The sequence below is a fragment of the Sphingomonas sp. genome (assembly GCF_042095875.1).
Lineage (GTDB): Bacteria > Pseudomonadota > Alphaproteobacteria > Sphingomonadales > Sphingomonadaceae > Sphingomonas.
In genome coordinates this window covers 1-20,404 of sequence record NZ_JBELMJ010000034.1, presented here as the reverse complement: position 1 = coordinate 20,404, position 20,404 = coordinate 1, and the positions used below count along the sequence as shown (strand labels likewise).

At 67.3% G+C, this 20,404-nt stretch carries 22 protein-coding genes; 13 read left to right on the top strand and 9 right to left on the bottom strand.

Translation table 11 applies throughout. The features are described 5' to 3' along the window. Window positions 1-6 precede the first annotated feature (6 nt). Both ACFDS6_RS12130 and ACFDS6_RS12125 read right to left on the bottom strand, forming a co-directional pair. The gene (locus ACFDS6_RS12130) at window positions 7-1,779 is read right to left on the bottom strand and encodes a hypothetical protein (protein ID WP_375272433.1); all 1,773 of its coding nucleotides are present in this window, start codon (window positions 1,777-1,779) and stop codon (window positions 7-9) included. Next, the gene (locus ACFDS6_RS12125) at window positions 1,769-2,008 is read right to left on the bottom strand and encodes a hypothetical protein (RefSeq protein ID WP_375272431.1); all 240 of its coding nucleotides are present in this window, start codon (window positions 2,006-2,008) and stop codon (window positions 1,769-1,771) included. Before ACFDS6_RS12125 ends, ACFDS6_RS12130 begins: the two co-directional genes overlap by 11 nt. Between ACFDS6_RS12125 and ACFDS6_RS12120 the strand changes: the two genes are divergently transcribed. The 3 genes from ACFDS6_RS12120 to ACFDS6_RS12110 all read left to right on the top strand — a co-directional run bounded on the left by ACFDS6_RS12120 (window position 2,007) and on the right by ACFDS6_RS12110 (window position 4,526). Beyond that, window positions 2,007-2,546 carry a shikimate kinase gene (locus ACFDS6_RS12120; RefSeq protein WP_375272430.1) on the top strand — a complete coding sequence of 180 codons (540 nt, stop codon included), beginning with the start codon at window positions 2,007-2,009 and terminating at the stop codon, window positions 2,544-2,546. The two genes, ACFDS6_RS12125 and ACFDS6_RS12120, sit on opposite strands and share 2 nt — an antisense overlap. Continuing rightward, window positions 2,543-3,643, top strand: coding sequence for a 3-dehydroquinate synthase (gene aroB / locus ACFDS6_RS12115; protein ID WP_375272429.1), 1,101 nt, complete (start codon window positions 2,543-2,545; stop codon window positions 3,641-3,643). Before ACFDS6_RS12120 ends, aroB begins: the two co-directional genes overlap by 4 nt. 61 nt (window positions 3,644-3,704) lie before the next feature. Continuing rightward, the gene (locus tag ACFDS6_RS12110) at window positions 3,705-4,526 is read left to right on the top strand and encodes an alpha/beta fold hydrolase (RefSeq protein WP_375272428.1); all 822 of its coding nucleotides are present in this window, start codon (window positions 3,705-3,707) and stop codon (window positions 4,524-4,526) included. 40 nt (window positions 4,527-4,566) lie between these two features. Here the strand turns inward: ACFDS6_RS12110 and ACFDS6_RS12105 are convergent, their stop codons facing one another. Then, complete coding sequence (locus tag ACFDS6_RS12105; protein ID WP_375272427.1) at window positions 4,567-4,881, bottom strand: septum formation initiator family protein; 315 nt, start codon at window positions 4,879-4,881, stop codon at window positions 4,567-4,569. A 43-nt stretch (window positions 4,882-4,924) separates the two neighbouring features. After that, window positions 4,925-6,205 (bottom strand): phosphopyruvate hydratase, encoded by a 1,281-nt coding sequence (gene eno, locus ACFDS6_RS12100; RefSeq protein WP_375272426.1) that lies wholly within the window; start codon window positions 6,203-6,205, stop codon window positions 4,925-4,927. Between the two features lie 123 nt (window positions 6,206-6,328). Between eno and ACFDS6_RS12095 the strand changes: the two genes are divergently transcribed. The 5 genes from ACFDS6_RS12095 to ACFDS6_RS12075 are packed head-to-tail and all read left to right on the top strand — an operon-like array spanning window position 6,329 to window position 8,358. Further along, a complete protein-coding gene (locus ACFDS6_RS12095) occupies window positions 6,329-6,880 on the top strand; it encodes a hypothetical protein (RefSeq protein ID WP_375272425.1) in 552 nt (183 codons plus the stop codon). 4 nt (window positions 6,881-6,884) lie between these two features. Then, window positions 6,885-7,268, top strand: a complete 384-nt coding sequence (locus ACFDS6_RS12090) for a phage holin family protein (RefSeq protein ID WP_375272424.1) — start codon at window positions 6,885-6,887, stop codon at window positions 7,266-7,268. Further along, a complete protein-coding gene (locus ACFDS6_RS12085; protein WP_375272423.1) occupies window positions 7,172-7,585 on the top strand; it encodes a DUF3618 domain-containing protein in 414 nt (137 codons plus the stop codon). The genes ACFDS6_RS12090 and ACFDS6_RS12085 overlap by 97 nt, the downstream gene beginning before the upstream one ends. Before the next feature lie 32 nt (window positions 7,586-7,617). Further along, on the top strand, window positions 7,618-8,094 hold the full coding sequence (locus ACFDS6_RS12080; protein ID WP_375272422.1) for a hypothetical protein: 477 nt from the start codon (window positions 7,618-7,620) through the stop codon (window positions 8,092-8,094). A gap of 39 nt (window positions 8,095-8,133) precedes the next feature. Next, window positions 8,134-8,358, top strand: a complete 225-nt coding sequence (locus ACFDS6_RS12075; protein WP_375272421.1) for a DUF4170 domain-containing protein — start codon at window positions 8,134-8,136, stop codon at window positions 8,356-8,358. Window positions 8,359-8,592: 234 nt separating this feature from the next. Here ACFDS6_RS12075 and greA read toward each other — a convergent pair whose 3' ends face one another. From greA to carA, 4 genes are all read right to left on the bottom strand, one after another. After that, window positions 8,593-9,069 (bottom strand): transcription elongation factor GreA, encoded by a 477-nt coding sequence (gene greA, locus ACFDS6_RS12070; RefSeq protein WP_375272420.1) that lies wholly within the window; start codon window positions 9,067-9,069, stop codon window positions 8,593-8,595. Window positions 9,070-9,146: 77 nt separating this feature from the next. Beyond that, on the bottom strand, window positions 9,147-12,515 hold the full coding sequence (gene carB / locus ACFDS6_RS12065; RefSeq protein WP_375272419.1) for a carbamoyl-phosphate synthase large subunit: 3,369 nt from the start codon (window positions 12,513-12,515) through the stop codon (window positions 9,147-9,149). After that, complete coding sequence (locus ACFDS6_RS12060; RefSeq protein WP_375272418.1) at window positions 12,515-13,228, bottom strand: hypothetical protein; 714 nt, start codon at window positions 13,226-13,228, stop codon at window positions 12,515-12,517. Before ACFDS6_RS12060 ends, carB begins: the two co-directional genes overlap by 1 nt. Continuing rightward, window positions 13,225-14,415 (bottom strand): glutamine-hydrolyzing carbamoyl-phosphate synthase small subunit, encoded by a 1,191-nt coding sequence (gene carA, locus ACFDS6_RS12055; protein WP_375272417.1) that lies wholly within the window; start codon window positions 14,413-14,415, stop codon window positions 13,225-13,227. Before carA ends, ACFDS6_RS12060 begins: the two co-directional genes overlap by 4 nt. Window positions 14,416-14,545: 130 nt before the next feature. On the opposite strand from carA, the gene ACFDS6_RS12050 reads away from it, so the two are divergent. Further along, window positions 14,546-15,013 carry a GatB/YqeY domain-containing protein gene (locus tag ACFDS6_RS12050; protein ID WP_375272416.1) on the top strand — a complete coding sequence of 156 codons (468 nt, stop codon included), beginning with the start codon at window positions 14,546-14,548 and terminating at the stop codon, window positions 15,011-15,013. 31 nt (window positions 15,014-15,044) lie between these two features. Here ACFDS6_RS12050 and serB read toward each other — a convergent pair whose 3' ends face one another. Further along, a complete protein-coding gene (serB, locus tag ACFDS6_RS12045) occupies window positions 15,045-15,920 on the bottom strand; it encodes a phosphoserine phosphatase SerB (RefSeq protein ID WP_375272415.1) in 876 nt (291 codons plus the stop codon). Between the two features lie 96 nt (window positions 15,921-16,016). Between serB and miaA the strand changes: the two genes are divergently transcribed. The 4 genes from miaA to ilvC all read left to right on the top strand — a co-directional run. Then, window positions 16,017-16,916: a tRNA (adenosine(37)-N6)-dimethylallyltransferase MiaA gene (gene miaA, locus ACFDS6_RS12040; RefSeq protein WP_375272414.1), complete on the top strand. Its 900-nt coding sequence runs from the start codon at window positions 16,017-16,019 to the stop codon at window positions 16,914-16,916. A gap of 81 nt (window positions 16,917-16,997) precedes the next feature. Continuing rightward, complete coding sequence (locus ACFDS6_RS12035) at window positions 16,998-18,758, top strand: acetolactate synthase 3 large subunit (protein WP_375272413.1); 1,761 nt, start codon at window positions 16,998-17,000, stop codon at window positions 18,756-18,758. A 57-nt stretch (window positions 18,759-18,815) separates the two neighbouring features. Then, window positions 18,816-19,331, top strand: a complete 516-nt coding sequence (gene ilvN / locus ACFDS6_RS12030; protein WP_375272412.1) for an acetolactate synthase small subunit — start codon at window positions 18,816-18,818, stop codon at window positions 19,329-19,331. Window positions 19,332-19,389: 58 nt separating this feature from the next. Next, window positions 19,390-20,404 (top strand): ketol-acid reductoisomerase (gene ilvC / locus ACFDS6_RS12025; protein WP_375272411.1); only part of this gene is annotated, 1,015 nt, incomplete at its 3' end.

The window sequence follows — 20,404 nt, the reverse complement described above, 5'->3', positions numbered from 1 at the left end:
GCGGCGTCACAGCCTGGTCAATGCCTCGACCGCGATCATGCGCGCTTCCCCGGTCAACCCGACCGCGCGCATCGCGCCGACGATCCGGTAAAGCGCGGCGGGCGGCACGCCGCCCCAGTCTTCGGTCTGCATCCCCACGGCGGCGAGCAGGAGCACCGTGCCGGTCTGCCCGTCGGCCGCGGCACGGTCGAGCGCGCGGGTCCACGCATTCGCCGCCCCGATCCGCACGTCGAGCGACTGCGCGCCGGCTTCGACATCGTCCTGCGCCATGCGGCCGAGCCCCGCCATTGCAGCAAAGAACAACTGCTTCTTGCGCGCGGCGTTCGCGCCGGTGGGCGCGTAATCGTCGAGCCCCGCGAAGCTAGCGCCGCCACGGTCGGGGTCGGCGAGCAGCAGCATCGCCCAGGCGTCTCCGCCATCCGGCACATGCCCCTGCCAGCGCGCCGCGGTGCGATCGAGCCCCGCGGACAGCATGGACGCGATCAGCCGATCGAGCTGCTCCACCCCGTCGAACACGGTCAACCGCCCCGCCGCGCGCGCGGTCAGGATCAGTCGCGCGTACCGCGTCGCGGGCGTATCGGCGCCGTCCCACAATGCCGCCATGGCCTTCATCCGCGTCGCGCGGTCGACCCCGACGTACGCGTCCTGCAGATCGTTGGCCGTCCGCGCGAGCGTCGCCGGCGCTTCCTCCAACTCGCGCGAGGCGGCGAACAGGTCGACCAGCGCGGCGTTGGAGAGCACGCCCATCGCGGTCGCGCGCTCCGCCGCCGCGGCGCGATCGGCGAGCGGGATCGCGGGCGCGAGCGCGCGCCATCCCGTCACCTGCGGGCCAACGCTCGCGTAGCGATCGTCGGGGATGGTCACCCCGGTCGCGGTCGCCAGCCCGAATCGCCACGCGGTCAGCTGCGGCACCGCGTCCCACTCGATCGTGATCGCCTGCCGGCTGGCGCCGCCCGCACCGATCACCTTCTGCGCGAGTTGCAGGTCGACGCCGCTCGCGACGCGGCGGCGGCGCAGGCTCTGGATCAGCGGCTGCGCGCGCTCGCCGGTCATGCCCATGCACATGGCGCGCGCCATCGACCAACCGCGCTCGCTGGCCGCCACGCGCGGCAGTTCGGCCAACGTGCACAGCCCGGCCGGATCGGCGTTGGCGAGCGACGCCTGCATCCACACCTGCGCCAGCTTGGGCGTTACGTTGCCGACGTCGACCGACTGGACCACTGCGCGCGCCGCGACCGACTCGCCCATGCGCAGCAACAACCATGCGCGCTCGGCCGCGAAATCCGCGCCATTGACGCCCGCCGGCGTGTCGACGCGCGAGGCGAGCACGCGCCGCAAGGCAATCGACAGCCATCGCGACGGCAGCGGCGCCGACAAGCGCCGCATCAGCACTTCCAGGTAGCGGCCATCGGCGCGCCCGAACGCGTCGGGCGTCACACCGCCTTCACCCTCGCCGATTGGCCCGACCTGCGCCAGCGACCGGCGCGCGAAGGCGGGCATCTCGTACAAGGCGAGCGCGGCCGCGTCGGGCGTGGGGGAAGGCGTCGGCGTCGGGCTGGGCAGGACCAGCGGCGGCAGCGCTGGCAGCGGCTGGATGGTACCGGACAAGGTTGGCCGCGCCGGCGATGGCGCGCTCGTCTCCGCCGGAGTCGGAGCCGGTGCGGGCGGCGGCGTCTGCCCGAAACCGGGCGGCAGCAGCGATTCGGGGCGTTCCTGCGCCAGCGCGTTGGCGGCGATCGCCGCTGCCGCCGCGCCCGCCAGCAGGCGTTTAACCCGCAAGGTTGCCGAGCTCGACCGGCTTCTCGATCTGCGTCACCGGACGCTCGGTCGCGCGGCCCGCGAAGAAGAACAGCGCACCGACGATCAGGAGCACGACAAACAGAAGCGAGACGATCAAACGCATATCTTCAACCCTGAACAAACGGGTGACCAGGCCGAGCCGGCCCTTGGCGCCGAGCGCAAGGTCTGGCGTCGGCGTCGAAGTGCGCTGTATAGCCGGCCTCGCCATGTTGCATAGCCCGCCCGTGACACCCGCCTGGACGGGTCGACCGATCGTCCTGGTCGGGTTGATGGGCGTGGGCAAGTCGACGGTCGGCCGGCGGCTCGCCAACAGGCTGAAGCTGCCGTTCGTCGATGCCGACCACGAGATCGAGCATGCCGCCGGCATGGCGATCGCCGATATCTTCTCGCGCTACGGCGAGCCCTACTTTCGCGATGGCGAGCGGCGCGTGATCGCGCGGTTGATCGACGGGCGACCAAAGGTCATCGCGACCGGCGGCGGCGCGTTCATCAACGACGACACGCGCGCGCTAATCCTGTCGGACGCGCTCTCGATCTGGCTCGACGCGCCGGTCGAGGTGCTGGTCGAGCGCGTGCGCCGCCGCGATACCCGTCCGCTGCTGCGCGGGCGCGATGCCGGCGCCGTGCTGCGCGATCTCGCGGCCAAGCGGAACCCGTTCTACGGCCTCGCCGACCTGCGGGTCACGAGCGCCGATGCGCCGCACGACAACACCGTGCGCGCGATCCTGGAGGCGATTGGTCGATGAAGGTGGTGCCGGTTTCGCTCGGAGAGCGCAGCTACGACGTGCGGATCGCGACCGGGCTGCTCGCGCGCACCGGCGAGCAGCTCGCGCCGCTGGTTGGCACGCGGCCGGTGGTGATCGTCGCGGACGAGAACGTGTCGGCGCACCACGACACGCTGCGCCGGTCGCTCGCGCAGGCGGACATCGCGTCGCACGACATCGTGCTGCCGTCCGGCGAGAGCAGCAAGAGCTGGGCGGTGCTGGAGAGGTTGTGCGACGCGCTGCTCGGGTTCGGAGTCGAGCGGCAGGATCACGTAATCGCGCTGGGGGGCGGCGTGATCGGCGATCTGGTGGGGTTCGCGACCGCGATCCTGAAGCGAGGGTGCCGCTTCGTCCAGGTGCCGACAACGCTGCTGGCGCAGGTCGACAGCTCGGTCGGTGGCAAGACGGGCATTAACGCGCGCGCGGGCAAGAACCTGATCGGCGCGTTCCACCAGCCCAGCGTCGTGCTGATCGACCCCGACGTGCTCGACACGCTCCCGGCGAGGCAGGTTCGCGCCGGCTACGCCGAGGTGGTCAAGTACGGGCTGATCGACGACGCCGATTTCTTCGCGTGGTGTGAGGCGAACGGTGCGGCGCTGCTCGCGGGCGACGCGGAAGCGCGCGCCTACGCGATCGCGCATGCGGTCGCGGCCAAGGCGCGCATCGTCGGGGAGGATGAGTTCGAGACGACCGGCAGGCGCGCGCTGCTCAATCTGGGCCACACATTCGGTCACGCGCTGGAGGCGGAGGCGGGCTTCTCCGACCGCCTGCTCCACGGCGAGGCGGTCGCGGCGGGGTGCGGTCTCGCCTTCGATTATTCCGCGACGCTAGGCCTGTGCGCGCGCGACGAGGCGGACCGCGTCGCGGCGCACTGGCGCGAGAGCAGCCTGCCCGACGGCCTGGCGGCCTCGGGCATCACCGCGCCGGCAGCGCGGCTGGTCGAGCACATGCGCCACGACAAGAAGATGGCGGCGGGTACCCTGCCCCTCCTGCTCGCGCGCGGGATCGGGCAGACCTACCTCGACAAGACCGTCTCGCTCGACCGCGTGGAGCACTTCCTCGCCGCGGAAGCGCGCTAAACAGGAACGCTGCGTCCCTCGCCACGTTGGTCCGGCTCAACAACGGGCTGGAGCAAGCCACATGCCATACGTGAAAACCCGCGACGGTACCGACATCTACGTCAAGGACTGGGGCTCGGGACGTCCGGTCGTACTGATCCACGGGTGGCCGCTGTCGTCGGACAGTTGGGACCCGCAGATGATGGCATTGGCAGACGCCGGATTTCGCGTCATCGCCTACGACCGCCGCGGCTTCGGGCGCTCGGGCCAGCCGTGGTCGGGGTACGATTACAACACGCTGACCGACGATCTCGCCGACGTGATGCAGGCGACCGGCGCGGACAGCGACGCGAGCATCGTCGGCTTCTCGATGGGAGGGGGCGAAGTCGCGCGCTACATGAGCCGGCACGACGGCCGCGGCGTCATCTCTGCCGGACTGATCTCGTCGGTCGTACCCTACATGCTGAAGACCGACGACAATCCCGACGGCACGCCCGAGGAGAAGCTGCAGGAGATAGCGGACGGGCTGAAGAAGGATCGCCCCGCCTTTCTCCGGACGTTCTTCAAGGATTTCTTCGGCGAGGGCTATCTGACCAGCCCGGTCAGCAGCGCCACGCTCGACTGGGCCTGGGACCTGGCGATGCAGGCGGGGTTGAAGCCGACGCTCGCCTGCGCGGACAGCTTCGGCCACACCGACTTCCGCCCCGATCTCGCGGCGTTCCGCGTGCCGACACTGGTGCTGCACGGCACTGACGATCAGACCGTCCCGATCGACGCCGCCGGACGCGCCGCGGCGGCGGGGATCGCGAACAGTCAGCTGGTGGAATATGAGGGCGCGCCGCACGGTTTGTTCGCGACCGAGGGAGACCGATTGACGCAGGACCTGTTGACGTTCCTGCGCTGACCTGATCGGCGGGGTGGCGCGACCGCTGCCCCGTCGGCGTTCACTTGAGGGGGACGATCACCTCGTCCGGATGCGCGACGTTCAACTCCTTACGCACCAGTTCGTCGACCAGATCGGGATTGGCGTGGCGCGGATCGAGTAGCGCCACGCGGTTGCGCAGCATGGTGCGGCGCTGGTCGAGCTGTTGATACTGCCGCTCGTGCGCCGCGATCTGCTGCTTGTAATCGCCGAGCGCGAAGATGCCGTTCGATCCCGTCACTGCGTACGCGCCGAAGAACCCCATCACCGACAAAGCGGCAGCGGGCACCGCGGCGCGGCGGAGGAGAACGGTTGGCGAGGTCGGCTTGCGGCGCATCGCGCGATAGAGTCGCGCAGATGCGCCCGGCTTGCAAGACGGTTCAGCGCGCGCGGAGCACGTCGCGGCCCGCGTAATGCGCAACCTTATCGAGTTCTTCCTCGATGCGGATGAGTTGGTTATACTTGGCGAGCCGGTCCGAGCGCGCGAGGCTGCCGGTCTTGATCTGCCCGCAATTGGTCGCGACCGCGAGGTCGGCGATCGTCGCATCCTCGGTCTCGCCCGAGCGGTGGCTCATCACCGCGGTGTAGCCGGCGCGCTCGGCAACGCGGATCGCCTCCAACGTCTCTGACAGCGTGCCAATCTGGTTGACCTTCACCAGCAGCGAGTTGGCGAGCCCGCGACCGATCCCGTCGCGCAGCCGCTTGGGATTGGTGACGAACAGGTCGTCGCCGACGAGCTGCACCTTGCCGCCGACGGCGTCGGTCAGCGCCTTCCAACCCTCGAAATCGTCCTCGGCCATGCCGTCCTCGATCGACAGGATCGGGTAGCGCGCGACGAGGTCGGCGAGATACTCGGCCATAGCACCCGGCTCCAGCGTCAGGTTTTCGCCGGAGATAACGTACTTTCCGTCCTTGAAGAACTCGGTCGCGGCACAATCGAGCGCCAGCATCACGTCGTCGCCCGGGGTGTAGCCCGCCTTCTCCACGCTCGCCATGATGAAGTCGAGCGCGTCGGTGGTGCTGGCGAGGTTGGGCGCGAATCCGCCCTCGTCACCGACCGCGGTCGCCAGGCCCTTGTCGTGCAGGCCCTTCTTCAACGTATGGAAGATCTCCGACCCGCAGCGCACCGCTTCGCTGAGCGAGGGCGCGCCGACCGGCATGATCATGAATTCCTGAAAGTCGATCGGGTTGTCGGCGTGCTCGCCGCCGTTGATGATGTTCATCATCGGCACCGGCAGCACGTGCGCGGCGACGCCGCCGACGTAGCGGTACAGCGGCAGGCCGCGCGCGTCGGCCGCGGCCTTCGCGGCGGCCAGGCTGACGCCCAGGATCGCGTTGGCGCCCAGCCGCCCCTTGTTCTCGCTGCCGTCGAGCGCGATCATCGCGTGATCGATCTCGAGCTGATCCTCGGCATCCATGCCGACGATCTCGCCCGCGATCTCATCGTTCACCGCGGTGACCGCCTGGTCGACGCCCTTGCCGCCCCATTTCGCCTTGTCACCGTCGCGCCGCTCGACCGCCTCGTGCGCGCCGGTCGAGGCACCCGAGGGCACCGCCGCGCGCCCGAAGCTGCCGTCTTCCAGCAGCACATCGACTTCCACCGTCGGATTGCCGCGGCTGTCCACGATCTGGCGCGCGTGAATGTCGATGATTGCGGTCACGTAACGATCCCCTTAGCTGTTCGAGCTAGCTTGTCGTCGTCGGCTGTAGCGAGCGGCAGTGGATGCCGCAACGCGAGGGAACCGGCGGGGGCGCGCGGGGTTCACGAGGAAACCATAAAGGACATGACCACGATGGCCGACCCGAACGATCGCAACGATTTGGCTCCGATGACCAGCAGCGATACGGAGACGCCGCGCAGCGACGCGTCCTTCGAGCAGGCAGCGCCGCTCAAGACCGCTGGCCAGGACGGTGACCTCGGCGGCAGCCAGAGTACGACCGACAAGGTGTCCAAGCAGGCGAGCGAGGCGGCCGGCTCGGTCAAGCAAAGTGCAGCGGGGCTGCGCGGACAGGCGACCGACCGCGTGCGACTGTTCGCCGAAGACGGCAAGACGAAGGCGACCGACGCGCTGGGGCAGCTTACGCAGATACTCAACGATGCCGCGTCGCAGGTCGACGACAAGCTGGGTAAGCAATACGGCCAATACGCGCGCAGCGCGGCCGATCAGGTGCAGTCGTTCGGCACCAAGCTGGACGACACCACCGTCGACGAGATCTTCGACGAGGCGCGCGAGCTCGTCAAGAAGAGCCCCGGCGTCGCCGTGGGTATCGCCGCGGCGGCCGGGTTCGTGGTCGCGCGGCTCGTCGCCGCGGGCCTAGAGCAGCGCGACGCCTGAGCCGATGAGCGGGATCAACAACGTTACGCCGATCAGGCGCGCGGCCGATGCGGTCCACGGGGCGGTTACTCCCGAGCCCGGATTGACCGACCTCGTCTCGCAACTGACCGGAGACGCGAAGGACGTGGCACGCGCCGAGATCGCCTTGCAGAAGGCGAAGGTCGGCGAGGCGGTTGGGCGCTACAAGAATGCGGCGATCTTCTTCGTCGCGGCCGGCGTGCTGGCCCTCGCGGGGCTGATCGCATTGCTCGTCGGCCTGATCGAGACGTTGGCGACGCTGATCGGACCGGGGTGGGCGACGTTCGTCGTGGCCGGCGCGGTATTCCTGATCGCAGGCGTCCTGGCGATGGTCGGCAAGAACCGCCTGTCGCCGGGAGCGGACGCTTGACCTCGCCGGCAGATGTCGCCGCCGCGGAGGCGCGCGCGGCAGAGGCGCGCGCGCGCCTGAGCGGGACGGTGGAACAGCTGCAGGAACAGCTCGCCCCGCGCAAGCTTGCCCGCACCGCTGCGGACAACGTGACGGAGAGTGCGCAGGCGGCAGCGCGCGCCTCGATCAAGACGGCGATACGTCACCCGTCCGCCGTCACTGGCGGCGTTGCGGCGATGGTGCTGCTGCTGTGCCGCAAGCCGCTGCTGCGCGCTCTGGGTTTGAGCAAGCGCCCGCCCTCCGCCGCGAAACCCCCTCACCTCAAGCGCGTTCGATAACGCATCCATCCGTTCGCGAAAGGAACGACGATATGACCGACCAACATCATGCGAACGACTACGGCACACTGCGCGACGGCCTGGATAGCGCCAAGTCGGCGGTGAGCGACGCCGTCGACACCACGCGCGAGAAGACGCGCGAGTTCGCGCAGCAGACCGTCCACGCGGCGGAAGCCAACCCGCTCGCCGTCGTCGCCGGCGGCCTGGCGCTCGGCGCGCTCGTCGGGGCCGTCGTGCCGCGCAGCCAGAAGGAGCGCGACCTGCTCGCCCCCGTCGGCAAGCGGCTCGGCGCCACCGCAGTCGCGGCGGTCGCGGCGGCGCGGGAGAGTGGCAAGAGCGAGTTCCAGAACATTGGTCTGACCAAGGGCGCGGCCAAGGACCAGGTCAAGACGCTGCTTCAGAACGTCGCTGGTGCCGCCGCGACCGCGGGCAAGGCTGCTGCCTCGGCCGGCAAGAAGGAGCTGCATCACGCGGACGATCAGGCGGGCACCGAGACGAGCGCAACCTGACCCTTCACGTTTCCCGCCGACGACGCTAGAGGAGCGCGCATGAGCAAGCTTCACCTCGTCTTCGGCGGGCGCGTGAGCGATCCGCGCACGCTCGAGTTCAACGATTTCTCGTCGATCGACGTCGTCGGCGTGTTCCCCGATTATGCCAGCGCCGAGAAGGCGTGGCGCGGTGCGGCGCAGCGTACGGTCGACGACGCCGAGATGAAGTACGTCGTCGTGCACCTGCATCGACTGCTCGACCCGTCGCTGACCGGCGGCGCTTGAATTCGTCCAAGCGCGACTGGGCCTGGGCCGTCTTAGAGTAGCCGATTACAGCGGTGCTGTGCTGACAATAGCCGCCACGGCAATTACTATCGGTGCGACGGGTACCCACATTCGACAAGCTGCTCTGCGCAGTTAGTATCGTCCAGCATGGCCGAAACCCGTTTGAGCTCCAGACTGCGATCGTATAGCGAGCGCTGACGGGGCAGCTGCGCTTCTACACAGCAGCGGATCCGATCAGATGAACTCGATCTTCGAAACGAGGTAGTAACGGTCACCGGATGGCACCGTCACCTCGACCTCGTCCTCGACGCTACGCCCGATCAGCGCGCGGCCGAGCGGCGAATTGTAGCTGATGCGCCCGCCCTTCGCGTCCGCCTCGGTCTGGCCGACGATCTGGTACCTGATCGGCTTGTCGTCCTCATCAAGCAACGTGACCGTCGCGCCGAACACGATCTTGTCGCCCGACAGGTCGCGGGGGTCGATGATCTGCGCGCGGCTGAGCTTGTCCTCGATGTCGGCGATCGACGCCTCGATCTGGCCTTGCCGCTCCTTGGCGGCGTGATACTCGGCGTTCTCGGACAGGTCGCCGTGCGCGCGCGCTTCCTCGATCGCGTCGACGATCTGCGGGCGTTCGGTCTTCAGACGCTTCAGGTCCGCATTCAGCTTCTCATAGCCTTCCTGCAGCATCGGCATCTTCTCAACGGTCGCCATGCATCACTTCCTTCAAACGCCCCCGAGGCGACCTCCCCTGCGAGGCCGCACGCACGATCAAACAATCTGTCCGAGGTTCAGTGCGATTGCGAATAATAGGATTGGAGCGGGCGCACTTCAAGCTCGCTGCCTTCTCCGCCATTTGCCGCAGCCGCCGCGATCGCCTTCGCGGCCTCGATGCTGGCGGATGCGGTGGTGAAGTACGGGATGCGGCCGTTGACCGCGCTGGCGCGGATCGGCTGCGAATCCTTTAGGCTCTGCCAGCCCTCGGTCGTGTTGACGATCAGCGCGATGCCGCCATCCTTGATCCGATCGACGATGTGCGGACGGCCTTGCGCGACCTTGTTGACCAGTTCGACCGGTAGTCCGGCGCGCGCGAGGTAGTCGGCGGTGCCGCCTGTCGCGACGATCGTCAGACCGGCCTCTACCAGCTGGCGCGCGGCGGGGACGATCAGCGGCTTGTCGCTGTCTTTCACGCTCACGAAGACCGCGCCCGCGGTCGGCAGTACCGTGCCGGCGCCCAATTGCGCCTTGGCGAAGGCGGTGGTGAAGTCGCGGTCGATGCCCATGACCTCGCCGGTCGACTTCATCTCAGGGCTGAGCACCGGATCGATGCCGGGGAAGCGATTGAACGGGAACACCGCCTCCTTGACCGCGACATAGTCGATGCGGCGATCGATCGGCGGCAGGTCGCGCAACCGCTCGCCCGCCATGACGCGCGCGGCGATCTTCGCGATCGGGGCGCCGATCGCCTTGGCGACGAAGGGGACGGTGCGACTGGCACGCGGGTTGACCTCGATCAGGTAGACCTGCGCGTCCTTGACCGCGAACTGGATGTTCATCAGCCCCACGACGCTCAACCCGCGCGCGAGCGCCTCGGTCTGGCGCTCGATCTCGGTGATGATCTCGGGGCTGAGACTGTAGGGCGGGATCGAGCAGGCGCTGTCACCGGAGTGGACGCCGGCTTCCTCGATGTGCTGGAGCACGCCCGCGACGACCACGTCCTCGCCGTCGCAGATCGCGTCGACGTCGACCTCGACCGCGTCGCGCAGATACTGGTCGATCAGCACCGGCGAGTCGCCCGACACCTGCACGGCAGTCAGGATGTAGTCGTCGAGCTGCTGGTCGCTGTCGACGATCTCCATCGCTCGCCCACCGAGCACGTAGCTGGGGCGCATCAGCACCGGGTAGCCGATGCGGTGCGCGACCGCGATCGCCTCGTCGCGGCTGCGCGCGATGCCGTTCGACGGCTGGAGCAGGCGAAGCTTGCTGACCAGCGCCGCGAAGCGCTCGCGGTCCTCGGCTAGGTCGATCGCGTCGGGTGCGGTTCCGAGGATCGGGATGCCCGCCGCCTCAAGCGCGCGCGCGAGGTTGAGCGGCGTCTGCCCGCCGAACTGAACGATCACGCCAATGAGCTCGCCGCGCGACTGCTCGACGTGAAGGATCTCGAGCAAGTCCTCCGCGGTCAGCGGCTCGAAATAGAGCCGGTCGGAGGTGTCGTAATCGGTCGATACCGTCTCCGGGTTGCAGTTGACCATGATCGTCTCGAACCCGGCGTCCGCCAGCGCGAAGCAGGCGTGGCAGCAGCAGTAATCGAACTCGATCCCCTGCCCGATCCGGTTCGGCCCACCACCGAGGATGACGATCTTGCGGCGATCGGACGGCATCGCCTCGTTCTCGGGCTCACCGAAGCCCTCGAAGCTTAAACTGGGCGCCTCGTAGGTCGAGTACATGTACGGCGTGCGCGCGGCGAACTCGGCGGCGCAGGTGTCGATCCGCTTGAACACCGGACGCACGCCCAGCCTCAGGCGATGCTCACGCACCTCGTCCTCGGTCACGCCGCCCGTCATCGCCTTGACCGCCTCGTGGATCAGCCCCGAGCCGCGCGCGATCCCGCGGCTCATCCCGCGCAGATTGGCCGATTGCAGCGCGAGCCAAGCGAGCCGCTTGTCGCTGAACCCCATCGACTTGAGGCGGCGCATGCCGGCCGCTTCGATCGGTAGACCGTTCTCCATCACCTCGGCCTCGGCGGCTACAATCTCGGCGATCCGCTCCAGAAACCACGGATCGTATTTGGCGATCGCGTGAACCTCGGCGACCGTGAAGCCTTCGCGCAGCGCCTGCGCGGCGACGAGTAGGCGGTCGGGCGTCGCGACCGCGAGCGCGGCCTCGATCTCAGCGCGCGAGGCGCCGGCGAGCCGCTCGACGTTGTTGAAGCCGGACAGGCCGGTTTCGAGCCCACGCAGCGCCTTCTGCATCGACTCGTGAATGTTGCGCCCGATCGCCATCACCTCGCCGACCGACTTCATCGCGGTCGACAGCACGGCCTCGGCACCCTTGAACTTCTCGAACGCGAAACGCGGGATCTTGGTGACGACGTAGTCGATCGTGGGCTCGAAGGACGCGGGCGTCGCGCCGGTAATGTCGTTATCGATCTCGTCGAGAGTGTAGCCAACCGCCAGCTTCGCCGCGACCTTCGCGATCGGGAAGCCGGTCGCCTTGGACGCCAGCGCCGACGAACGCGACACGCGCGGGTTCATCTCGATGACGATCAGGCGGCCGTCCTTGGGATTGACCGCGAACTGGACGTTGGAGCCGCCCGTCTCGACCCCGATCTCGCGCAGCACCGCGATGCTCGCGTTGCGCATGATCTGATATTCCTTGTCGGTCAGCGTCAGCGCGGGCGCGACCGTGATCGAATCGCCGGTGTGGACGCCCATCGGATCGACGTTCTCGATCGAGCAGATGATGATGCAATTGTCCGCGCGGTCGCGAACCACCTCCATCTCATACTCCTTCCAGCCGAGCAGCGATTCCTCGATCAGCACCTCGGTCGTCGGCGAGGCGTCGAGCCCCTTGCGGACGATCTCCAGGAACTCCTCGCGATTGTAGGCGACGCCGCCGCCGCTGCCGCCCATCGTGAAGCTCGGGCGGATGATCGCGGGCAGCCCGACCTTGTCCAGCCCGGCGAGCGCCTCGGCCTCCGTATGCGCGATCGCCGAGCGCGCGCTCTCCAGCCCGATCTTGTCCATCGCGTCGCGGAACTTGAGGCGGTCCTCCGCCTTGTCGATCGCGTCGGCGTCGGCACCGATCATCTGCACGCCGAACTTCTCGAAGGTGCCGTCGCGGAACAGCGCGAGCGCGGTGTTGAGCGCGGTCTGCCCGCCCATCGTCGGCAGCACCGCGTCGGGGCGCTCCTTCTCGATGATCTTGGCGACGACCTCGGGCGTGATCGGCTCGACGTAGGTCGCGCCGTCGCTGCCGACCAGATCGGGGTCGGTCATGATCGTCGCCGGATTCGAGTTGACCAGGACGATGCGATAGCCCTCCTCGCGCAGCGCCTTGATCGCCTGCGTGCCCGAATAATCGAACTCGCACGCCTGACCGATGACGATCGGCCCTGCGCCGATGACGAGGATGGTGGAGATGTCGGTGCGTTTGGGCATTAGTTATCCAAGCCAATTTGCTTAAGAAGAACACTCAAAAGAGCAGACGCTAGTGCTCCGATGGCTTCTTTCTCATACCTTCTTGAGAGATAGCTTAACGCGTCAATGAGCGTAACTTGCAAAACAAAGAGTTTTACACTCCCAACCCTAATTAGTTCACGACCTGCTCTCAGTTGTCCGAGTAATATCTCTCTTAGACCTGGATCATCACCAATTTGGTTCCGACCAGCGACAGCATCTATAACTTCCGTAGTCTGTCGCTCAAGATCATCAACTTGATTGTCGCTAAATGTAACAACGCGATCAGAAGCCGGCGCTTCACTGTCCTGGATGGCTTTCGCACTCAACCCATCAACCTGTCGATCTAAATCAATCCAAAATGCCGGATTGCTAAAGACTCTTTGAAGCCAGCCGTAACCACCTCGAAACGCTTGATCCAACACCGAGGATTGTACTTTTATAATGTAATCCGTCTTATGTAGCGAACGGAAGTCCAATGAGTCTCCAGCGTACTGGTCTTCGTAAATTTCCGCCAAACCCCATTCGCGCGCTAACTCGACTCCTGCTCTCAGGGGACTTTGCTCAACTCCATAGCCGACGCGGGCATTAACGATTGCACTCAGATCCTCCCAAGTTTGAGGAAGCTCATCTGGATGCTGCGCTCGTAAAGATAAAATAAACGCTGCCGTTATATATTCGGCAAGCCGTGTCACTTCAGTAACCCCACAAACCGCTCAAACAGATAAAGGCTATCCTGCGGCCCCGGGCTCGCCTCTGGATGATACTGCACCGAGAACGCCGGGCGATCGGTCAGCTCGAGCCCCGCGTTGCTGCCGTCGAACAGCGACACGTGCGTCTCGCGCGCGTTGGCGGGGAGGCTGTCGCGCTCGACCGCGAAGCCGTGGTTCATGCTGGTGATCTCGACCTGCTCGGTCGCACCGTCCGCGTCGACGCGCTTGACCGGGTGATTGGCGCCGCGGTGGCCCTGGAACATCTTGGTCGTGTGCGCGCCGACCGCGAGTGCGAGCAACTGGTGCCCGAGGCAAATGCCGAACAGCGGCAGCTGCGTGTCGAGCAGCTGGCGGATCACCGGCACCGCGTACTCGCCCGTCGCGGCGGGGTCGCCGGGGCCGTTCGACAGGAAGATGCCGTCGGGCTGGAGCGCCATCACCTGCTCGAACGTCGCGGTCGCGGGAAGCACGCTGACCTTCGCGCCGGCATGGACGAGGTTGCGGAAGATGTTGTGCTTGCTGCCGTAATCGATCGCAACGACGTGCGGGCGTGCCTCGCCCTCCGCGCCCGCGTAGCCGAAGCCGAGCCGCCACGGTCCGCCCTCGCGCGTGTGGCCCCAGGCGTAATGCGTCTCGGTCGACACTGTCTTGGCGAGGTCCATGCCCTCCAGCCCCGGCCACGCGCGCGCCATGTCGAGCAGCGCGCCCAGGTCGAACTCGCCCGCCGCCGAGTGAGCGACGACGCCGTTGGGCGCGCCGCCCGCGCGGATGCGGCGGGTCAGCGCGCGCGTGTCGATGCCAGACAGGCCGATGCGCGCGTGGCGGCGCATCCAGCCGTCGAGGTTCTCGACCGCGCGGAAGTTAGACGGCGCGGTCACGTCCTCGCGCACGATCATGCCCAGCGCGTGCGGCGCGTCGGCCTCGATATCGTCGGGATTGGCGCCGACGTTGCCGATGTGGGGAAAGGTGAAGGTGATGATCTGCCCGGCGAACGACGGGTCGGTCATGATCTCCTGATACCCCGTCATCGCGGTGTGGAAGCAGACCTCGCCGACCGCCTGCCCTTCCGCGCCGAAGCCGCGACCCCAGACGACCTCACCCGAGGCGAGCACGAGGACGCCTGTCGCCCCTTCCGGTTTGGGCGCGTGCAAAGGCTTGGCGTCGGCCATGATTGGCGGGCACTCCTGGTCAAAGTCTGCGATGTCGCTAAGCCCCGCCCGCTAAGCCCCCGGCCCCGATCCGTCAACCGATCACGCTGCCCCCTCGCCTCGCGCGCGCAGCCACGCTATCGCAAGCGCCATGATCAGAGACGACATCAAGCAAGCCCAGATCGCCGCCATGAAGTCTGGCGACAAGGAAGCCCGCGCCGCGATCGGCCTCATCCAGGCGGCGGTGAAGAACCGCGACATCGAAGCGCGCACCGGCAATGCGCCCGAACCCGGCACCCCCGGCGACGACGCGCTGGTGGTCGAGGTGCTGCAGAAGATGGTGAAGCAGCGCCGCGAGTCGATCGATATGTACCGCAAGGGCGGTCGCGAGGAATTAGCGGCGAGCGAAGAGGCGGAGGTCGCGGTGATCGAGCGCTTCCTGCCGCAGCAGATGAGCGAGGACGAGACGCGCGCGGCGATCCAGGCGATCAAGGACGAGCTGGGTGCCGGCGGCATGAAGGACATGGGCCGCGTCATGGCCAAGCTGAAGGCGCGCCACGCCGCCAACCTCGACATGAGCAAGGCGAGCGGGCTGGTGAAGGCGGCGCTGGCGGGGTGATGCGGGCTCGGGCGGGCGCGAGCGCGTCCGCTCAGTCGATCCATTCGGCGCGGGGAATGCCCTGCGCCCACAACAAGGCGGTGAGATCGTTGTGGTCGATCCGCGCAGACGCTGCCGCCGCGACGATCGGCTTGGCATGGTAGGCGACGCCCAGCCCGGCGACTTCGATCATTGACAAGTCGTTGGCGCCATCGCCGACCGCGAGCGTCGCAGTGTCAGAAATGCCGAGCGAGGCGCGATAGTCGAGCAGCGCCGCCTTCTTGGCCGCAGCACCCACGATCGGGCGCGCGACGGCGCCGGTCAGCCGCCCGTCCGCGATCTCCAGCACGTTGGCGATCGCGCGGTCGAAGCCGATCTCGGCCGCCACCGGCTCGGCGAAGCGGGTGAAGCCACCTGATACCAGCACCGCCGTGCCCCCTCGCGCGCGCATCGTCCGCACCAGCGTGCGTGCGCCGGGCATCAGCGTGACCCGTTCGGTGCGGCAGCGGTCGATCGCCGCCTCCTCAAGCCCGGCGAGCAAGGCAACGCGGGCGTCCAGCGCGGCCTCGAAGTCCAGCTCGCCGCGCATCGCGCGCTCGGTGATCTCCGCGATCTGCGGCTTGATCCCGGCATAGTCGGCGAGCTCGTCAATGCACTCGACGGTGATCATGGTCGAGTCCATGTCGGCGACGAGCAACTGCTTGGCGCGGCCCTCCGCAAGCTGCACAACGACGTCGACGCTTTCAGAAGTTAGTGCAGCACGTGCGCTCGCAGGGTTCGTTTCGAAGAAGATGTCAGCTGCATCTCCCTCATCGAGAAAGTTCCAATCTTCGACGGGCTGGCATCCAGCCACATCAAGCCGGTCCCATGCTTCGTTAACATCGCCGTACCCAAGCGAGCCTGCATCGATGATCGTAGCAACGTACACGACGACTTCCCTTCAAAACTTCCACAAACACCCTAACTGCCAGGGCAACGCATTCCAGCATCTCGACTTGACGAATGAGCAGCTTAGATGAGGCTCATGAGCAACCTGCCACGTCTCGCGCTCATCGCAGGGCCGACCGCGAGCGGCAAGAGCGCGCTGGCGATCAAGCTGGCGGAAGCGATCGGCGGCACGGTGATCAACGCCGACGCGAGCCAAGTCTACCGCGACCTGCGCGTGCTGAGCGCGCGCCCCTCGGAGGCGGACGAGGCGCGCGTGCCGCACCAGTTGTTCGGCTACGTTGACGGCGCCGAGGCATGTTCGGCCGCACGCTGGGCTGGCGACGCAGTGGCGGTGATCGACGCGGTGCACGCCCGCGGCGGCGTCCCGGTGCTGGTCGGCGGAACGGGGCTGTATCTGCGCACGCTGCTCGACGGGATCGCGCCGGTACCCGACATCGACCCGGACATACGCGCCACGGTGCGCGCGCTGCCGGTGGCGGACGCGCATGCGGCGCTCATACGTGAGGACCCGGCCGCTGCCGCGCGGCTCGCCGCCGCCGACACGACGCGAGTGGCGCGCGCGCTGGAGGTGGTGCGATCTACCGGGCGGCCGCTGTCCTATTGGCAGCAGCAGCGCGCCGGCGGCATCGGCGAGCGCGTCGCGCTGTCTGCCGCGGTGCTGCTGCCCGACCGCGAGGAGCTGTTCGCGCGCTGTGATCGCCGGCTCGATACCATGTTCGAGGAGGGCGCCGTCGAGGAGGTCTCGGCGCTGCTGCGGCGCAGGGACGTGCCCGACGACGCGCCCGTGCGCCGCGCGATCGGGGTGCCGGAGATTACCGACTTGCTGGCCGGAACGATCGACCGCGACGAGGCGGTGACGCGCGCGAAGCTCGCCACGCGTCAGTACGCCAAGCGGCAATATACGTGGTTTCGCAACCAGCCGCCGGCTAACTGGCGTCGCATCATTAAACCCGATCCGCAATTTTATTTCGTTTAAGGTTGTTGACGCGCAACATTACATGGCTTAGCGCGCCGCCACCTAGCGGGCTTCGGCTCGCACCAGCACGGGAATTAAATTGTGGTTGAGCGAAGCGGAGCGGACATTCTGGTCGAGGCGCTGGTCGATCTCGGCGTGGAGATCGTGTTCGGCTATCCCGGCGGCGCGGTGCTGCCGATCTACGACGCGCTGTTCCGCGCGCAGAAGATCAAGCACATCCTAGTCCGCCACGAACAAGCGGCGACGCATGCGGCGGAAGGCTACGCGCGCTCGACCGGCAAGCCCGGCGTCGTGCTCGTCACCTCGGGCCCGGGCGCGACCAACGCGATCACCGGGATCACCGACGCGATGCTCGACTCGATCCCGATGGTCGTCATCACGGGCCAGGTTCCGACCCACCTGATTGGCTCCGACGCGTTCCAGGAGGCGGACACGGTCGGCATCACGCGCCACTGCACCAAGCATAACTATCTGGTGAAGGACCCCGCGATCCTCGGCGCGACGATGCACGAGGCGTTCCACATCGCCACCTCCGGCCGCCCCGGTCCGGTCGTGATCGACATTCCCAAGGACGTGCAGGTCGCGACAGCGGCGTACAGCAAGCCCGGACTGATCCAGCACAAGACCTATCGCCCCGCGCTCAAGGCCGATCGCGCCGCGATCGAGCAGGCGGTCGACATGATCGCCGCCGCCGAGCGTCCGATGCTCTACACCGGCGGCGGCGTCATCAACTCGGGTCCGGCGGCGGCGCAGCTGCTGGTCGAGCTGGCGCGCATCACCGGCGCGCCGGTCACCTCGACGCTGATGGGCCTGGGCGCCTACCCCGCCTCCTCGCCGCAGTTCCTCGGCATGCTGGGGATGCACGGCACGTACGAGGCGAACTGGGCGATGAACCAGGCCGATTTGATCGTGAACATCGGCGCGCGCTTCGACGATCGCGTGACCGGCCGGCTCGACGCATTCGCGCCCAACAGCCGCAAGATCCACGTCGACATCGACCGATCGAGCATCAACAAGACGGTCCGCATCGACCTTCCGATCGTCGCCGACGCCGGTCGCGCGATGGAGGACATGATCCGCGTGTGGAAATCGCGGCAATATGCCAAGCCCGATCTGTCGGCCTGGTGGGAGCGCATCGCCGAGTGGCGCGCCAGGGAATGCCTCGCCTTTCCGGAAGACGAGCACAACGGCTTTCACGGCGAGATCATGCCGCAGCGCGCCGTCCGCGCCTTGTGGGAGGCAACGCACGCGCGGCAGCCGATCATCACGACCGAGGTCGGCCAGCACCAGATGTGGGCGGCGCAGTATTTCGGGTTCGAACTGCCCAACAAGTGGCTGACCAGCGGCGGGCTCGGCACGATGGGCTACGGGCTGCCGGCGGCGATCGGCGCGCAGCTCGGCAACCCCAACGCGCTCGTCATCGACATCGCGGGCGAGGCGTCGATCCAGATGAACATACAGGAACTCGCCACCGCGACGCAGTACCGCCTGCCGGTCAAGGTGTTCATCCTCAACAACGAGTATATGGGGATGGTGCGCCAGTGGCAGGAGCTGACCTACGAGAGCCGCTACTCGGAAAGCTACTCCGACTCGCTGCCCGACTTCGTGCGGCTGGCGGAGGCGTACGGGTGGAAGGGCATCCGCATCGAGCGACCTGAGCAGCTCGACGGCGGCATCTCGGACATGCTGGCTTATGACGGGCCGGTGATGGTCGACTGTCGCGTGGCGAAGCTCGCCAATTGCTTCCCCATGATCCCGTCTGGTGCGGCGCACACCGACATGATCCTGCAGGCGAACGAGGTATCTGGCACGATGGACGACGAGGCCCGCGCGCTCGTCTGAGCCTTCCCCAACGCTGACGATTGCCGCGCGCCGCCGCTGCGCGCAGAAGGACCACCCATGCATATCCGTGAAGAAAAGGCCGAGCGGCACACGCTGGCGGTCGTCGTCGACAACGAGCCCGGCATCCTGGCGCGCATCGCCGGGCTGTTCACCGCGCGCGGCTACAATATCGAGAGCCTGACCGTGAGCGAGGTCACCGCCGACAAGGCGGTCAGCCGCATCACGATCGTCACCAGCGCCAGTCCCGCAACGCTCGAGCAGATCGTCGCGCAGCTCGATCGGCTGGTGCCCGTCCACCGCGTCCATGACCTGACCGCCGAGGGACCGCACGTCGAGCGCGAGCTGGCGCTGGTCAAGGTACGCGGCACCGGCGACCACCGCATCGAGGCGCTTCGCCTCGCCGACGTGTACCGTGCGCGCGTGGTCGACGCGACCACCTCGTCGTTCGTGTTCGAGGTGACCGGGGGCATCGAGAAGATCGACAAGTTCGTCGAGCTGATGGGCGAGGTCGGCCTGATCGAGGTCGCGCGCACCGGCGTGGTCGCGATCTCGCGCGGCAAGGACGCCGCCTGACCCATATTCCGCGGCGCCTGCAACGCGCGCCGCTTTCCACGATCAAAGGGAGCCTAACATGCGTGTCTACTACGACCAGGACGCCGACCTGAACCTCGTCACGGGCAAGAAGATCGCCATCGTCGGCTACGGCAGCCAGGGCCACGCGCACGCGCAGAACCTGCGTGATTCGGGCGTAAAAGAGGTCGCGATCGCGCTGCGCGAAGGCTCGGCGACCGCGAAGAAGGCCGAGGACGCGGGCTTCACCGTAATGAGCAACAAGGAGGCCGCGCGCTGGGCCGACCTCGTCATGATCCTCGCCCCCGACGAGCATCAGGCGGGCATCTGGGAGCAGGACCTGAAGGGCAACATGCGCGCCGGCGCCGCGATCGCGTTCGCGCACGGGTTGAACGTGCACTTCGGGCTGATCGAGGCGCCCGCGGACATCGACGTCATCATGATCGCGCCCAAGGGGCCGGGACACACAGTCCGCTCCGAGTACGTCCGCGGCGGCGGCGTGCCGTGCCTGATCGCGGTCGAGCAGGACGCGAGCGGCAACGCGCACGATCTGGCACTCGCCTACGCCAGCGCGGTCGGAGGCGGCCGCTCGGGGATCATCGAGACGAATTTCAAGGAAGAATGCGAAACCGACCTGTTCGGCGAGCAGGCGGTGCTGTGCGGTGGCATCACGCATCTGATCCAGGCGGGGTTCGAGACGCTGGTCGAGGCGGGCTACGCGCCCGAGATGGCCTATTTCGAGTGCCTGCACGAAACCAAGCTGATCGTCGACCTGCTGTACGAGGGAGGCATCGCCAACATGCGCTACTCGATCTCGAACACCGCGGAGTACGGCGACATCACAACGGGCCCGCGCATCATCACCGACGAGACCAAGCGCGAGATGAAGCGCGTGCTCGCCGACATCCAGGCGGGCCGCTTCGTCAAGAATTTCGTGCTCGACAATCGTGCGGGCCAGCCCGAGCTGAAGGCGGCGCGCAAGGCAGCGGCAGCCCACCCGATCGAGAAGGTCGGCGCGGAGCTGCGCGCGATGATGCCGTGGATCGGCGCCAACAAGCTGGTCGACAAGGCGAAGA

Bases quoted from the DNA above. Each gene is read 5' to 3' on its own strand.
- ACFDS6_RS12120 (WP_375272430.1), top strand. From the start codon at position 2,007: ATGTTGCATAGCCCGCCCGTGACACCCGCCTGGACGGGTCGACCGATC.
- ACFDS6_RS12125 (WP_375272431.1), bottom strand. From the start codon at position 2,008: ATGGCGAGGCCGGCTATACAGCGCACTTCGACGCCGACGCCAGACCTT.
- aroB (WP_375272429.1), top strand. From the start codon at position 2,543: ATGAAGGTGGTGCCGGTTTCGCTCGGAGAGCGCAGCTACGACGTGCGG.
- ACFDS6_RS12110 (WP_375272428.1), top strand. From the start codon at position 3,705: ATGCCATACGTGAAAACCCGCGACGGTACCGACATCTACGTCAAGGAC.
- ACFDS6_RS12105 (WP_375272427.1), bottom strand. From the start codon at position 4,881: ATGCGCCGCAAGCCGACCTCGCCAACCGTTCTCCTCCGCCGCGCCGCG.
- ACFDS6_RS12095 (WP_375272425.1), top strand. From the start codon at position 6,329: ATGACCACGATGGCCGACCCGAACGATCGCAACGATTTGGCTCCGATG.
- ACFDS6_RS12090 (WP_375272424.1), top strand. From the start codon at position 6,885: ATGAGCGGGATCAACAACGTTACGCCGATCAGGCGCGCGGCCGATGCG.
- ACFDS6_RS12080 (WP_375272422.1), top strand. From the start codon at position 7,618: ATGACCGACCAACATCATGCGAACGACTACGGCACACTGCGCGACGGC.
- ACFDS6_RS12075 (WP_375272421.1), top strand. From the start codon at position 8,134: ATGAGCAAGCTTCACCTCGTCTTCGGCGGGCGCGTGAGCGATCCGCGC.
- greA (WP_375272420.1), bottom strand. From the start codon at position 9,069: ATGGCGACCGTTGAGAAGATGCCGATGCTGCAGGAAGGCTATGAGAAG.
- carB (WP_375272419.1), bottom strand. From the start codon at position 12,515: ATGCCCAAACGCACCGACATCTCCACCATCCTCGTCATCGGCGCAGGG.
- carA (WP_375272417.1), bottom strand. From the start codon at position 14,415: ATGGCCGACGCCAAGCCTTTGCACGCGCCCAAACCGGAAGGGGCGACA.
- ACFDS6_RS12050 (WP_375272416.1), top strand. From the start codon at position 14,546: ATGATCAGAGACGACATCAAGCAAGCCCAGATCGCCGCCATGAAGTCT.
- miaA (WP_375272414.1), top strand. From the start codon at position 16,017: ATGAGCAACCTGCCACGTCTCGCGCTCATCGCAGGGCCGACCGCGAGC.
- ilvN (WP_375272412.1), top strand. From the start codon at position 18,816: ATGCATATCCGTGAAGAAAAGGCCGAGCGGCACACGCTGGCGGTCGTC.